Source organism: Nocardioides sp. Soil_C_8 (assembly GCF_057656315.1).
This window is the reverse complement of sequence record NZ_JBDGKQ010000003.1, coordinates 90,898-104,870: the sequence shown is the minus strand read 5'-3', so window position 1 is coordinate 104,870 and position 13,973 is coordinate 90,898. Positions and strand designations below refer to the sequence as shown.

Annotated in this window: 15 protein-coding genes; 8 read left to right on the top strand and 7 right to left on the bottom strand. The window is 72.9% G+C overall.

The window, feature by feature from the left end; all coding sequences use genetic code 11:
* Positions 1-12 precede the first annotated feature (12 nt).
* The 3 genes from AC3A3L_RS14175 (at position 13) to AC3A3L_RS14165 (ending at position 2,347) form a co-directional block, all read left to right on the top strand.
* A complete protein-coding gene (locus AC3A3L_RS14175; protein ID WP_487640684.1) occupies positions 13-990 on the top strand; it encodes a zinc-binding dehydrogenase in 978 nt (325 codons plus the stop codon).
* 81 nt (positions 991-1,071) lie between these two features.
* Positions 1,072-1,722, top strand: coding sequence for an AMIN-like domain-containing (lipo)protein (locus AC3A3L_RS14170; protein WP_487640683.1), 651 nt, complete (start codon positions 1,072-1,074; stop codon positions 1,720-1,722).
* Positions 1,709-2,347, top strand: a complete 639-nt coding sequence (locus AC3A3L_RS14165; RefSeq protein ID WP_487640682.1) for a hypothetical protein — start codon at positions 1,709-1,711, stop codon at positions 2,345-2,347. The genes AC3A3L_RS14170 and AC3A3L_RS14165 overlap by 14 nt, the downstream gene beginning before the upstream one ends.
* Positions 2,348-2,412: 65 nt before the next feature.
* Here the strand turns inward: AC3A3L_RS14165 and AC3A3L_RS14160 are convergent, their stop codons facing one another.
* Positions 2,413-3,819, bottom strand: coding sequence for an HNH endonuclease signature motif containing protein (locus AC3A3L_RS14160; RefSeq protein WP_487640681.1), 1,407 nt, complete (start codon positions 3,817-3,819; stop codon positions 2,413-2,415).
* A gap of 144 nt (positions 3,820-3,963) precedes the next feature.
* Here AC3A3L_RS14160 and AC3A3L_RS14155 point away from each other — a divergent pair, with 144 nt between their 5' ends.
* The 3 genes from AC3A3L_RS14155 to AC3A3L_RS14145 are packed head-to-tail and all read left to right on the top strand — an operon-like array spanning position 3,964 to position 7,036.
* Positions 3,964-5,019: an acyl-CoA dehydrogenase family protein gene (locus AC3A3L_RS14155; protein WP_487640680.1), complete on the top strand. Its 1,056-nt coding sequence runs from the start codon at positions 3,964-3,966 to the stop codon at positions 5,017-5,019.
* A complete protein-coding gene (locus tag AC3A3L_RS14150) occupies positions 5,016-6,341 on the top strand; it encodes a PIG-L family deacetylase (RefSeq protein ID WP_487640679.1) in 1,326 nt (441 codons plus the stop codon). The genes AC3A3L_RS14155 and AC3A3L_RS14150 overlap by 4 nt, the downstream gene beginning before the upstream one ends.
* Positions 6,338-7,036 (top strand): glycosyltransferase family 2 protein, encoded by a 699-nt coding sequence (locus AC3A3L_RS14145; protein WP_487640678.1) that lies wholly within the window; start codon positions 6,338-6,340, stop codon positions 7,034-7,036. Before AC3A3L_RS14150 ends, AC3A3L_RS14145 begins: the two co-directional genes overlap by 4 nt.
* 12 nt (positions 7,037-7,048) lie before the next feature.
* Here the strand turns inward: AC3A3L_RS14145 and AC3A3L_RS14140 are convergent, their stop codons facing one another.
* The 5 genes from AC3A3L_RS14140 to AC3A3L_RS14120 are packed head-to-tail and all read right to left on the bottom strand — an operon-like array spanning position 7,049 to position 10,845.
* On the bottom strand, positions 7,049-7,372 hold the full coding sequence (locus AC3A3L_RS14140; RefSeq protein ID WP_487640677.1) for a putative quinol monooxygenase: 324 nt from the start codon (positions 7,370-7,372) through the stop codon (positions 7,049-7,051).
* 20 nt (positions 7,373-7,392) lie between these two features.
* Positions 7,393-7,908, bottom strand: a complete 516-nt coding sequence (locus AC3A3L_RS14135) for a DUF1097 domain-containing protein (protein ID WP_487640676.1) — start codon at positions 7,906-7,908, stop codon at positions 7,393-7,395.
* Positions 7,909-7,916: 8 nt separating this feature from the next.
* Positions 7,917-8,963, bottom strand: a complete 1,047-nt coding sequence (locus tag AC3A3L_RS14130; protein WP_487640675.1) for an NAD(P)-dependent alcohol dehydrogenase — start codon at positions 8,961-8,963, stop codon at positions 7,917-7,919.
* The gene (locus AC3A3L_RS14125; protein WP_487640674.1) at positions 8,960-9,790 is read right to left on the bottom strand and encodes a metal-sulfur cluster assembly factor; all 831 of its coding nucleotides are present in this window, start codon (positions 9,788-9,790) and stop codon (positions 8,960-8,962) included. The genes AC3A3L_RS14130 and AC3A3L_RS14125 overlap by 4 nt, the downstream gene beginning before the upstream one ends.
* 2 nt (positions 9,791-9,792) lie before the next feature.
* Positions 9,793-10,845, bottom strand: a complete 1,053-nt coding sequence (locus AC3A3L_RS14120) for an amidohydrolase family protein (RefSeq protein WP_487640673.1) — start codon at positions 10,843-10,845, stop codon at positions 9,793-9,795.
* Between the two features lie 199 nt (positions 10,846-11,044).
* On the opposite strand from AC3A3L_RS14120, the gene AC3A3L_RS14115 reads away from it, so the two are divergent.
* Both AC3A3L_RS14115 and AC3A3L_RS14110 read left to right on the top strand, forming a co-directional pair.
* A complete protein-coding gene (locus AC3A3L_RS14115; RefSeq protein WP_487640672.1) occupies positions 11,045-12,568 on the top strand; it encodes an AAA-type ATPase lid domain-containing protein in 1,524 nt (507 codons plus the stop codon).
* A 48-nt stretch (positions 12,569-12,616) separates the two neighbouring features.
* Entirely contained in the window at positions 12,617-13,600 is a 984-nt protein-coding gene (locus tag AC3A3L_RS14110) for a 5'-3' exonuclease (protein ID WP_487640671.1), read from the top strand.
* Here AC3A3L_RS14110 and AC3A3L_RS14105 read toward each other — a convergent pair.
* On the bottom strand, positions 13,592-13,882 hold the full coding sequence (locus AC3A3L_RS14105; protein WP_487640670.1) for a MerR family transcriptional regulator: 291 nt from the start codon (positions 13,880-13,882) through the stop codon (positions 13,592-13,594). The genes AC3A3L_RS14110 and AC3A3L_RS14105 overlap by 9 nt on opposite strands.
* Positions 13,883-13,973 lie beyond the last annotated feature (91 nt).

The following is a 13,973-nucleotide window of genomic DNA, read 5'->3' as shown; positions in this document are numbered from 1 at the left end:
GAAGGCAGTCCCATGCGCGCACTCGTCCAGCCCAGGTTCGGCGACCCGGCCGAGGTCCTCTCGGTCCAGGAGGTGCCGGACCCCGAGCCCGGTCCGGGCCAGGCGCTCGTCCGGGTGCTGCTCTCCCCCATCCACAACCACGACCTCTGGACGGCTCGCGGCAGTTACGGCTTCAAGCCCGAGATGCCCGCGCGCGCCGGGACCGAGGCCGTCGGTGTGGTCGAGGCGCTGGGTGAGGGTGTCGAGGGTCTCGAGGTCGGCCAGCGGGTCGCCACCGGCGGCAGCTTCGGCGCCTGGGCCGAGCTCATCGTCGCCCCCGCCGCCGGGCTCGTCCCCGTGCCGGACGGGATGAGCGACGAGGCCGCCTCCCAGCTCGTGTCGATGCCGTTCAGCGCCATCGCGCTGCTCGACTTCCTCGAGGTGTCCGAAGGCGACTGGATCGTCCAGAATGCCGCCAACGGCGCGGTCGGCCGACTCCTGTCGCAGCTGGCCGAGGCCCGTGGCGTCCACGTCCTCGGGCTCGTCCGCCGTGCCGACGGCGTCGCCGAGCTGGCCGAGCAGGGCATCGACCAGGTCGTCGCGACCGACGACGACGGCTGGCGCGACCGCGTGCGCGAGATCGTCGGCGACGCCCCGGTCGTGGCCGGTGTGGACTCGGTCGGCGGTGCCTCCGCCGGCGACGTCGTGTCCCTGCTCGCCGAGGACGGCGTGCTCGTGGTCTTCGGCGCGATGGCGTCGCCCACGATGGAGATCGGGTCCGGTGACGTGATCTTCAAGCAGGTCGTCATCAAGGGCTTCTGGGGCAGCAAGGTCTTCGCCGCGATGTCGCGCGAGAAGCGGGCCACGCTGATGGGCGAGCTGGTCTCCGGCATCGGGTCCGGCGCTCTCACGCTCCCCGTCGAGAAGGTCTACGGCCTCGACGAGATCGCCGAGGCCGCGCGCGCCAACGGGGAGCCCGGCCGCCGCGGCAAGATCCTGCTTCGTCCGTGACCCACCGGCCGTGATCCCCGCGACCGGCCGTCCCGGCCCCTAGGCTGGGCGGCCGGTCGACGGCACTACCGAGGGAGAACGATGGGTCGAGCGCTGGGCGGGTCGCTCGCCGCCGCTGCCGTGCTGCTGCTGGCGTCCTGCGGAACCGATGCCTCTCCCACCTCGGCGAGCGAGGGGTCCACGTCGTCGTCCGATCCGTCGAAGGCGGAGCAGTCGTCCTCGGCGACACCGTCCCCCTCCCCGTCCTCTCCGTCCGCCTCGGCGGACCCACCCTCGCCGACGCCGTCGGCACCCGACGGCCCCCCGTTCCCGCAGTCGACCGACCCGCAGACGGCGGAGCCCGAGGGCGACTGGGACCTGCAGCTGGTCGACGTACGCGTGGGTGAGCACGACGGCTTCGACCGCGTCGTGCTCGAGCTCAGTGGCACCGCGACCCCCGGGTGGGGCGTGGCCTGGGGCGACGAGGCGGTCGCCGACGGCAGCGGCGAGGTCGTCCCGCTCGAGGGCGACCACGTGCTGACCATCAGCGCGTCCGGCACCGCCATGCCCGAGCCCGGCTCGTTCGAGGTACCGGCGCGTCTCGGGCCCGCCGGCTCCGTGGCCGAGGTGCAGGTCAACGGCTGGTTCGAGGGCTACACGCAGGTCTTCGCCGGCGTCGAGGGCGACGAGCGGCCGTTCCGGGTCTTCACCCTCACCGACCCGCCGCGGCTCGTCGTCGATGTCGCGGACTGACGGGCTCGCCCTCCTCCCTGCTCTCCTCGCGGCTCTCCTGACCACCCTCACCGGGTGCTCGGCGGACCCGCCGGAACGCACGGTCACGCGAAGCTCCATCTCCGACGCGTCCGGTGACGTCCTGGTCGGCGGTCACCGCACGGACCCGGAGGCCATCGCCCCGGCGCCCCACAATGCGATCACCGACATCCTGCGCACGACGGTCGACCACGGCACCGACGCAGTCACCATCACGGCCGAGTTCCGCGACCTCCGCTCCCGCCAGTACCTCGACCTGACGGCCGACATCACGACGGATCGCACCGGGTCGCGCCTGCCGACCCAGGCGACTGCCCTCGCCTACCGCGGCGAGACCAGCGTCGACGTCTACGACGCCGGCGGGTCGCGCTGCGCCGGGGCCGCGGTCGACGTCGACTTCGACACGGACACGTTGACCATGACCCTGCCCCGCAGCTGCCTGGGCGAGCCGCAATGGATCGAGGTCGAGGTGGACGCCGCGACCATGCGCTACGACGCTGCACCCGACGATCCGTTCGGTGACGCCGTGTGGGAGGACCACGCCTACGGGACAGGCCGCGCCGGCTGGGACGACGACGGCACCACGCCGCGCCTCCACCATCCCTAGCCGGGTCAGCCGCCGGATGCGCCTGTGGCCCCGCTACCTGGTGGGTGGCGGGGTGTGGGGCGGGGTCATGGTCGGCGTGGGTGTGGGATGCCGGGTGGATCGGGTGGATCGGCCTGGTCGATCGCAGTGGTGCCGGTGCGGTCGCGTCGGTAGCGGTGGCCGTGAGGTGAGGTCCACTCGAAGCAGCCGTTCGACGTCATGCGGTAGCGCCACGCGGTGTGGGTCTTGAGTCGGTGGTGGAACCGGCACAAGGCCGCGAGGTTCCACGACGCGGTCGGGCCGGGTTGTGGCCGGCCTTCCGCCTCGGCATCGGGGTCGAACTCGGTGACGTGGTCGATGTCGCAGCCCCGCGCGGGACGGGTGCACCACGGGAACACGCACGTCCGGTCCCGGAGAACCACGTGTTCCCGGATCCGGTCCGGGACGTGGTAGGCCGGGGTCGCGAGGTCGGCGTTCAGGTCGATGACCGGCTTGATGGTGACCTTGGTGCGGGTGTCGGCGCACCAGTCGCGGACCTGGTCGAGCAGGACGAGGCGACGGCCTTCCTCCATTCGCCCGGTCGGACCGAAGACCGTGTCGAGCCCGTCCGACCAAGCGTCGAAGTGGGCGTGGAGGACGACCTGCCGCGCAGCGGGCAGGTGATCACGGTCGGTACCCGGCTCGGCGAGGTCGAGGGCGGTCTGCGTCCGGGCGAGGTCGCCGAGCGCCATGGAGCGGCGGGCGTCGAGCGACGCCTCCAAGCCGAGGGCCTTCAAGGTCGCGGCGCCGTGGGCGAGCGCCTGGTCGAGGTCGAGGGCGTCGGCGATGTCGAGCTCGGCCTCGAACCGCATGGTGCCGGCGAAGTGCACGTCGTCGTCATGGATGGTCGCGTGGCGCGGGTCGACCGACAGGTAGCCGTCCTCCGAGTCCGCGGTCGGGTCCACCTCGGCGAGGTCGTAGCGCTTGATCGCCTCCGCCACGAGCCGGTCCAGCTGCGCCGGACCGACCCTCCCGGCCACCGCGGCGACCTGTGCATCGACGAACCCGGCCGCGTCGCGAGTCAGGGCCGGAGCGCTGTGGATCGTGACCTCCGCAACCGCCCGGGCCCGCCACGCGGGCACCCGTCCGGCCTGGACCTGCGCCCACAGTCGCGGGAGGCGGTGACGCAGCTCCAGCGCCTGACCGACCAGCTTCTTCGCCGCCGTCGTCGACACCCCGAGCACCCCGCCGAGCTCGGCGAGGCAGAACTCCGCCACCAGCGGCGCACCCACGCCCGCGATCGGCTCCTCGTGCTCCGACCCAGGCACCGTGAACGCGGCCGCGTCGTGGATCGACTCCGGCGGATGGAGGTCCGCCCATCGCGCGGCGAGGACCAGCTGGTCGGCGGCCGCACGCTCCTCGACGGCCCGGCGGTCGCGGATCGCACGCAGCAATCCGGAGGCGGTGAGGTCCTCGACCCCACCTGCTCCGCAGCCTGCCAGCGTCTCGATCATGTGTTCGATCCTACCGACGACCACTGACAGCGACGAAGGCGAGTTCACGTGACCGAACCGCTTCCTGACCAGCCCATTGGGAGGTCCCGCCGGACCCCGGGCACGCCCTACCGTCCGGGTCGTGCGCGCGAGCCGGGGGGACGGATGACGGACGAGCAGACCAGGGACGCGGGCGTCGGACCCGTCGTCATTGGGGCGGCCACGAGCGAGCAGCGGCGCGAGCTCACCGCCCTCGCCGAGCAGGCCGGCGCGGCAGCGGGCGACGTACGAGCCGCACTGGACCTCGCCCGAGGCGTCGGCGCCACGCTCCCGCAGCCCGGCACCGGGGACACCGCACACCTCTGGTCCGCGCTCGCCAGCGTCGCCGCGGCCGACCTGACCGTCGCGCGGGTGCTGGAGCCCCACCTGGACGCGCACGCGATCCTCGGACAGGCGGGCGAGGAGGCCGGCGACGGCACGTGGGGCGTGTTCGCGGCCGAGGGCCCCGGCGAGCCGGTGCGCGCGACCGCGCACGGCGAGGCGTACGTCCTCGACGGGCGCAAGCACTGGTGCTCGCTCGGGGGTGAGCTCGACCACGCGCTCATCAGCGCGTGGGTGGACGACGAGCGCCAGCTCTTCGCGGTCGACCTCGACCACCCGGACGTGTCCGCGGTGGCCGGGACGTGGGTGGCGCGCGGGCTCTCCGCGGTCGACTCGGGTCCCCTCGACCTCGCCGGGGTGGAGGCGCGGGCCGTCGGGGCACCGGGGTGGTACCTCGAGCGGCCCGGGTTCGCCTGGGGTGCGATCGGGGTGGCCGCGGTGTGGTTCGGGGGCGCGGTGGGCGTCGCCCGCCGGATGATCGGTGCGTCCAGCTCCCGCGAGCCCGACCAGGTGGCGCTCATGCACCTCGGCGCGGTCGACGCGCGCCTGCACGGCGCCCGGGCCACGCTCCATCAGGCGGCCGCGGCCCTCGATACCGGCGACCTCGCCGGGCCGGCCGGCTGGCGGGCCGCGCTGCGTGCACGCGAGGTGGTCGCCGACGCGTGCGAGGACGTACTCCGGCGCTCTGCCCACGCGCTCGGGCCCGGCCCCCTGGCCACCGACGAGGCGCACGCGCGTCGGGTGGCCGACCTCGAGCTCTACCTGCGCCAGTGGCACGCCGAGCGCGACCAGGCGTCCCTCGGGCGGCAGCTCCTCGACAACCCGGGGTCGGGCTGGTGATCACTCCCCGCTTCCGGCACGACCTTCCCGGTACGACGGCCGCGTCGTGGTCGGCGACCCTCGCCCGGGCGCCGGAGCTCGAGCTGCCCGCGACGCGTCGCCGGGTCGTCGTCGTGGGCGCGCACCCCGATGACGAGACGCTCGGTGCTGGCGGCCTGCTGCACACCGCCTCGCGGTCGGGTCGGAGCGTCGAGGTCGTCACCGCGACGGCCGGGGAGGGCTCCCACCCGCACTCGCCGACCCACTCCCCCGGCCGGCTCGCAGAGCTGCGGCGGGCAGAGCTGCGACGCGCGACGGAGCTCCTCGCACCGGACGCGCACGTCACCTGTCTCGACCTGCCCGACGGTGCGGTGGCCGAGCACGAGGACGAGCTCGTGGCGGCGCTCGTCGAGGTGATCGGCACGGACGGCGCCGACGTGCTCCTCTGTGCGCCGTGGCGCGGCGACGGCCATCCCGACCACGAGGCGGTGGGGCGCGCAGCTGCGACCGCGGCACACCGCACCGACGCGCTCCTCTGGGAGTACGCCGTCTGGCTGTGGCACTGGGGCGGTCCGGGCGACCTCCCGACGGCCCAGGTCGCGCAGCTGCCCCTGTCGGCGGACGCCGTGAGGGCCAAGCGATCAGCCGTCGACGCCCACGGGAGCCAGGTCCGCCCGCTCTCGCGCGCGCTCGGCGACGAGGTGCTCCTCGGTCCCGACCTGCTCGCCCACTTCGACCGCGACCTCGAGGTCTTCCTGGTCAGCGGTCCCGAGGCCGACGACGACTCCCTGGACCGGGTCCACCGCGAGCGCCCCGACCCCTGGGCCGTGGACTCGCCCTACGAGCGCCGCAAGCGCGCCGTGACCCTGGCGAGCCTGCCGCGGCAGCACTACCCGCACGCGCTCGAGGTCGGCTGCTCGATCGGCGCGCTGGCGGTCGACCTCGCCGGGCGCTGCGACCACCTGCTCGCGGTCGACAACAGCCCGGCGGCCGTCGACCTCGCCCGCCGGCGCACCGCCGACGTCGACGGCCTGGAGGTGCGGCTGGCCCGGGTCCCGGACGAGTGGCCGGCTGCCCGCTACGACCTCGTGTCGGTGTCAGAGGTCGGCTACTTCCTCAGCCCCCGACGGCTCGCGGAGCTGGTCCGGCTCTGCCTCACCTCGCTGGCCGAGGACGGGCACGTGCTCCTGTGCCACTGGCGGCACCAGCCCGTCGGCTGGCCGCTGGCGGGGCCGGCGGTCCACGACGCGTTCATCGACGCGTTCCTCGCCGCGGGCGGTCGGGTCCTGGTCGAGCACCAGGAGCCCGACTTCCTGCTTCACGTGCTGGGACGGTCCTCGTGACGACCCCGGACGCCGTGGCGGTGGTCGTGCCTGCCCGCGACGAGGAGGTGCTGCTGCCCGCCTGCCTCGACGCCGTCGCGGCCGCGGTCGACGCGATGCGAGCGGCGTACCCGCACGTCCCCGCACAGGTGCTGGTGGTCCTGGACGCGTGCCGCGACGGCACCGCCCAGGTGGTGCGCGACCGTGAGGACGTCCAGGCGGTCACCTCCCTGGCCGGCTGCGTGGGCGTCGCGCGCTCGGAGGGCGTCGACGCCGCCGCGGCGTGGGCGGCCGACGTCGGCAGCCGCTCGCTCTGGGTGGCGAGCACCGACGCCGACAGCGTCGTCCCGCGTCACTGGCTCACGTCGCACCTCGCGTGGGCGGCCGACGGCATCGGCCTCGTGGTCGGCACCGTCGAGCCACGGCCGGGCGACCTGCCCCCAGGAGTGCTGTCGGCCTGGCACCAGCGCCACACCACCGCGGACGGCCACGACCACGTGCACGGCGCCAACCTCGGCTTCACCCTCGACGCCTACCGCGTGGCCGGCGGTTTCCCGCACCTGCCCACGCACGAGGACGTGGGCCTGGTGTCGGCGATGCGCGAGGCCGGGGTGCCGTCCCTGGCGACCGGCGCCGTGCCGGTGGTCACCTCCGGACGCCGGTCGGGACGAGCGCCCGACGGCTTCGCGCACTTCCTCGACGGGCTCGGCGCGTGAGGCGCCGGGCCGTCAGCCGACCTTCATCTCGCCGAGCTCGTTCCAGCCGTCCTGGTCGACCTCGGTGCTGACGATGTCGGGAGTGCGGGCGAGGTACTGCGGGAGCTCGGCCTGGGCGGCCCTGAAGTGGTCGGAGCCGACGTGCGCCCCGCCGGCGGCCCCGTCGCGGAAGGCCTCGACGAGGACGTACTCGTTCGGGTCCTCCAGGCTGCGCGACCACTCGAACCACAGGCAGCCCTCCTCGGCTCGGGTCGCCTCGGTGAAGGCACGCGAGAGCTCCGGCCAGGCGTCGGCGTGCTCGGGCTTGATCGGGAACTTGGCGGTGATGAAGATCAACGTCTCTCCTCCGTGAACGGTCAGGTGGCCGGCGTGGCGGTGGTCGTGGCCGGCGCGTGGGACCGGCCGTCGATCGCGGACTGCAGCGCCGCGCCGAGCTTCTCCGAGACGATACCGAGCAGCGCTCCGGCGACGACGGCGACCAGCACCCCGCCCAGGTCGAAGCCGGTGCCGAAGAAGACGGCCGTCCCGGCGAAGCCACCGGGGATGAACGACAGCAGCGGCAGCGCCGCCTCGACGCAGAGGACGAACCCGACGACGGTGACCATGAGCGCCAGCGCGATCGTCGAGCCGCTGACGTTCTCGAGGCCCTGGCTGATCACCCAGCCCCAGAAGACGCCCGCCAGGTTGGCGGCGAGGCCCTTGGCCAGGCCCGTGGTGCCGCCGCCGGCGGCGAAGAAGCAGGCCCACGCGATGAAGGCGACCCAGGTGATCCACGCGAGCTCGACACTCGCGAAGGTCCAGACGCCGGCGAGCACGCCCACGGAGATGCCGATGCCCAGCAGGGGCCTGATGCGGTCGATCTGAGAGGTCATGGCTGTTCCTAAGGGATGAGGATCGCGCGGCCGCGGACTCGGCCGGCGTCGAGGTCGGAGATGGCGGTCTGGAAGTCGTCCAGCGCGTACTTCTGCGTGTGCAACGTGACCGCGCCGCGAGCGGCGAGTGCCATCAGGTCGCACAGGTCGTTGTAGGAGCCGACGAGGTTGCCGATGACGTTCTTCTCCGCGGAGATGAGGTCGATGGTCGGCACGACGACGTCCTCGCCGTAGCCCACGACGTGGTAGTCGCCGGCCTGCCGGGTCATCGCGAGGCCCTGGGCGGTGGAGCCGCCCTCGCCGACGAAGTCGACGACAACCTCGGCGCCGTGGCCACCGGTGATGTCGAGGACCTCCTCGACCTGCTTGCCCTCGGCGACGACCCCGTGGTCGGCGCCGATGGACAGCGCCAGCTTGAGCGCCTCGGGGTTGCGGTCGACGACGACGAGCTGGGCCGGAGAGAGCGCCTTGAGCACCTGAATGCCGATGTGACCGAGGCCGCCGGCGCCGATGACGACGCAGGTGTCGCGGGGGGTCAGCCGCCGTGCCGCCTTCGCGGCCGCGTGGTACGCCGTCAGGCCGGCGTCGGCGAGCGCCGCGACGTCGGCGGGCTCCAGCGAGTCGTCGATCGGGACGACGCTGCGAGCCGACGTCCTGAGGTACTCGGCGTACCCGCCGTCGGTGTTGATGCCGGGGAACTGGTTGCCCTCGCAGTGCACGTCGTCGCCGGTGCGGCAGGCACGGCACAGGCCGCACGTGACCAACGGGTGCACGATCACCTTGTCGCCCTCGCGGACGTTGGTGACCGCCGACCCGACGGCGTGCACCCATCCGGCGTTCTCGTGACCGATCGTGTACGGCAGCGTCACGCCCGACTTCTCCTCCCACTGCCCCTCGAGGATGTGGAGGTCGGTGCGGCACACCCCGGCGCCACCGATGCGGACGACGACGTCGAACGGGCCGGTGGCCTCGGGCACGTCGACCTCGTGCATCTGCAGGTCCTGGTGGTAGCCGACGACCTGGACGGCTCGCATCTTCTTCGCGGCGGTGCTCATCGAGTGGTCTCCTTCGAGGGCGGGGTCAGCAGGGAGGTCAGGGGGACGAAGGTGGGGTCGTACGACGCGTCGGCGGGCTCGGCCCCCTCGGCGCGGTGGACCTGGTCGTCCTCCGAGCCGGGATAGCGGGTACGCAGCAGCCCGCGGCAGAAGTGCGCGTTGCCGTCGATCGAGATGCGCGTCGAGCGCGCGCGGCGGAGCGCCATCGGCACGTCGTCCGGCTGGACGCCGGCATGGTCGACGAGCACCGGCGACGTACCGGTCACGGGCAGGCCGACGGCCCCCCGGCGCCGCAGCAGGGCGTCCGTGTGGGGGCCCCGGGGCAGGTCGTCGAGGACCACCTGCCCCAGGGCGTCGAGGGGCCGGTCCGGCTCGGCGCGCAGCAGCGCGGTCAGGCAGCGCTCCATCGCGGCGGTGTGGGCCTTGCGACGGAACGTCTCCCGCAGCTCCTCGAGGTCCTGCTCGGCCTCGTGGCCGAAGGTCCCCCGGTAGCCGGCGTCCGCGGCCAGGCCGGCGTTGATCTTGTCGGAGTCGTGGTGGTCGTCGAGCTGCACCACCACGCTCCGCGCCCAGGGCAGGGCAGCGAGGACGTCCTTGCTGTCGGACGCCATCAGGTAGGCGAAGTTGGGCGAGCAGAACGACGTCGGGAGGCGCAGGTGCACCTCCACTCCCCCGGCCTCGTCGATCGCGACCGACCGGACGAAGCCGAGGTCGGTGATGGGCTCGTCGAGCTCGGGGTCCATGACCACGTCGAGCGCCTCGCGCACGGCGTCGGCCCACGACGTCACGTCCGGTCGCGCGTCGACCGGGTCGGCGGTGAGCGTCATGGTCACACCGCCGCCATGCTGCCGATGTCGGCGGCGTCGGGCTGGCGCGGACCGGTCTCGGTCTCGTCGGCCCCGGGCAGGCGCAGCTCGGCGGGCACCTCGACGTCGTACATCGTCGCGGCGTTGAGGCCCAGGATCTTCTTCTTCTGCGCGGTCGTGATCGGCGCGTACTCGGTGAGGTCCTCGGGGATCTGGAAGTCGACGAAGCTCTCGACCAGCCACCTTGGCGTCCACAGGGCGTAGTCGGAGGAGAACTGGATCCGGTCCTCGCCCACCCAGTAGAGGAGCTCACCGATGATCTGCGCGAAGTAGCGCGGCCGGGTGTGGATGAACGGCATCGCCACGGCCAGGCCGGCGTGCACGTTGGGCTCCTGGGTGGCGATCCAGCAGAAGTCCTCGAGGCGGGGCAGGCCGCAGTGCTCGACGACGAAGTTGAGGTCGGTGAAGTCGGTGGCGACGTGGTCCACGTCCGCGACGTCGAACGCGTCGCGGTCGAGCGGACGGATGGTCGGGCCCTTGTGGACGTGGATGTTGGTGATGCCGAGCTCGCGGCAGGCCTCGAAGTAGCGGTAGGCCCATGGGTCGTCGAGGCGCCAGCCACGGGACTCGCCGTGCCACTCGGCGGTGTAGAGCTTGACGCCCTTGAGCCCGAAGCGCTCGGCGTCCGCCCGCAGCTGGTCCAGGCCGGCCTCGCCGTTGCGGGGGTCGAAGTTGTGGTTGTACGTCAGCTTGCCCGGGTTGGCCTGCGCCAGCGCGAAAGCCTCCTCGGTCTGGCCGAACCCGTTGTTGTAGAACTCTCCGAGGTACGCCGGCTGGAAGACGGCGTGGTCGACGTAGCCGTCCTCGAAGAGGTCCTTCATCAGCCGCTCGCCGCCCTGGTAGAGGTAGTCCTCCTTGGTCCAGACCTCCGACTCCGGCGAGAGGTTGGCGTGGTAGTCGTAGAAGCAGTCGATGAACTGCTGGCCGTGGACGTTCCTGATGTTCTCGGGGCGTGCGTCCCACAGGGCGATGTGGGCGTCGACGATGAAGTAGCTCTCGCCGTCCTTGGTGTACATGGGACCTCCGGTGTGCGGTATGGCTCGAGGTGACGGGCGTCACGGTGCTGCCTAGGGACGCTAGGTCGGTCACCGGCCGGCGCGACCGGTCGCGCTGTCTCAATCTGAGATCCGGGGTCGTCTCAATTTGAGACGTCGACGAGGAGCACCGCGCGACGGGCAGATGTAACGTCGGTCACGTCCCGAAGGGGGTGGTCCAGTGGCCGACCTCGGCCTCCCCGAGCGCGCACGACTCCATCGCGAGCTGCAGCGCGCCATGCCCGGCAACCTGGTCGGCAACAACGCCGAACACCTGCCTGGTCGGCTGGTCGCCTCGTGGCAGCGCAGCGAGGACTACGGCGTGCCGCTCGACGAGATCGAGCCCTCCTTCGTCGGGACGCTCAACGAGGAGTCCCTGTTCTTCGAGTGCGGCCGCGAGGTCCTGGCGGGCCTGCACCAGACGCTCGTGAACGAGCCCGTCTCCCTGATGCTCACCGACGCCGACGGCCTCGTCCTCAACCGGATGAGCGGTGACTCCTCGCTCCTGCGGGCGCTCGACAAGGTGCATCTCGCCCCCGGCTTCGCCTATGCCGAGCGGACCGTCGGCACGAACGGCCTCGGCCTCGCCATCGCCGACCGCGTGCCCACGGTGGTGCGCGCCGACGAGCACTACGCCCTCAGCCTGTGCACCTACACGTGCGCCGCCGTGCCGGTGCTCGACCCCCTCACCGGCACGCTCGAGGGCTGCGTGAACCTGACGACGTGGTCGACCCAGTCGAGCGACCTGCTCCTCGCGCTCGCGCAGTCCGCCGCCAGCAACACCTCGGCCCTCATGCTGGCCCGCTCGCGCGGGCAGCGGCCGCGCCCGGCCCAGCGTGGCGAGGTGTTCCGGGTCGAGACGCCGCGCCTGGAGCCCGGCTCGGGCACGCTCGCCGACCTCGGGCCCGCGTGGACCGACGCCGTGGCGCGTGCGGGCGCCGCGATCGCCGACGGCCGCATCGTCGCCGGGGTCGGCGAGGAGGGGGCCGGACGGGCCACCGCGCTCGCCCAGGCCATGCGCCGCGAGCACCCGCGCGAGCGCATCCTCGCCGCGTCGCCACCGGCCCCCCAGGACAGCGAGGCCTGGATCGGGCTCTGGACGCCCGAGCTCGGCAAGCCCGACACCGGCATCCTGGTCCGCGACGTCGACCGGCTGCCTGCCTGGGTCGCCGAGCACATCCGTGACCTCGTCCTGCGGGCACGGGTGCGCTCGACCCCCGGCGCCCAGGTCCCCTTCGCCCTCACCGCGTCCTCGTTCGAGGCGATCCCGCCGGCGCTCGCGTCACTCGTCGACACCGTCATCACTGTGCCGGCTCTGCGCGAGCGCACCGAGGACGTGCTGCCGCTCGCGCTGCACGTCGCCCGCCGGGTCAGGCCCCGCGGGGTCAGCGTCACACCGTCGGCCGAGTCCGCCCTCACCGCCTGCGGCTGGCCGGGCAACGTGCGCCAGCTCGTCGACGTCGTGACCCAGGCGGCGCGCCGCACCGATGCGGTCGACGTACGCCACCTGCCGGCGGACGTGCTCTCCGGCAGCACGCGCCGGCTCACCCGGATCGAGGCCTTCGAACGTGACGAGATCGTCCGCGTCGTCACCCGCCCCGGCACCTCGATGCAGGAGGCGGCCGAGGAGCTCGGCATGAGCCGCGCGACGGTCTACCGCAAGCTCGCGCAGTACGACATCCACGTCCCGCGCGCGGGTCACTGACCGCGGGCGGCGACCACGTCGACGTGGGGCTCGTGCGAGCATGACCGCGTGACCCGCACCCGCCGGCTGCTGCTCGTCGTCGACGCGCCGTCGCTGCTGCACCGCAACCACCACGCGCGGTCGCACACCGGGCTCCGCGACCGCCAGGGTCGCCCGATCTGGGCGTTGCACGGGATGCTGCGCCAGATCCTCGAGTCGATCGACTCCTTCGCCCCGGACGCCGTGGTCTTCGGTCTCGACGACCGGTCCGGGTCGGTGCGGCGCGACCTCTACCCCGACTACAAGGCCGGCCGGGCCGAGAAGGACCCCGAGCTCGTCGACCAGCTCGACCGCGCCGGCGCCCTCCTGGACGCGCTGGGGCTGGCCACCATCACCCCGGCCGGGCTCGAGGCCGACGACGTCAACGCCTCCGGTGCGACCTGGGCGACGGCCAACGGCTGGAACTGCGTCATCATCACCTCCGACCGGGACGCGTTCGCCCACATCAGCCACCACACCCAGGTGCTGCGGCTCATCGACGGCGGCATCCACGGCTCACCCATGCTCAACCCGGCGCGCCTGTTCAACATGTACGGCGTCCGCCCGGCCAACTACCTGGCCTTCGCGGCCCTGCGCGGCGACAGCAGCGACAACCTGCCCGGCGTGCAGGGGATCGGCGAGAAGACCGCGGCGATCCTGCTCGACGTCGCCGGCTCGATGGACGCCGCGTGGGCCGACATCGACCACAACGGCGGCACCGCCCTGCTCGGCGCGCTCGACGACTGGTCGGCCGAGACCGGCGGCCGGCGCGTGGGCGCCACGGTCGTACGCCGCCTGTCTGCTGCGGGTGCCCGTGAGCGCTACGAGTTCAACGTGCAGATGATGTCGGGGCGCGACGACCTCGACCTCGGCCTGACACCCGACGTCCCCGGCTCGCGCGGGCTGCTCCCCCTCGACCTCGACCGGGTCACGAAGGTGGTCGGCTTCCTCGACAACGACTTCACGACCGACTTCGCGGTGCGGGTGCTGACGAGCCGGCCCGCGTCAGGCTGACCGCTCGTCGGACTCCACGTCGAGCCGCGCCCGCAGCCGGTCCACCTCGTCCTCGAGCTCGAGGACGCGCGCGACACCGACGAGGTTGAGCCCGTCGGCGAGCAGGTCGCGGATCCGCTCGAGCCGGACGACGTCGTCGTCGCTGTAGAGCCGGGTGCCGCCGGCCGTGCGGTCGGGCGTCAGCAGCCCGCGCCGCTCGTACACACGGAGGTTCTGGATCTCCATGGAGACCATCGAGGCGGCCACGGAGATCGCGTAGACGCCGTCCTCGCTGCTGCCCACGGGCACCTCCTCAGCTCGAAAATTCTCGTCCGGACGACTTGATCTTGCCTCATCACGTGGGTATATAAAACCTGTAACCAGCAATACAGGT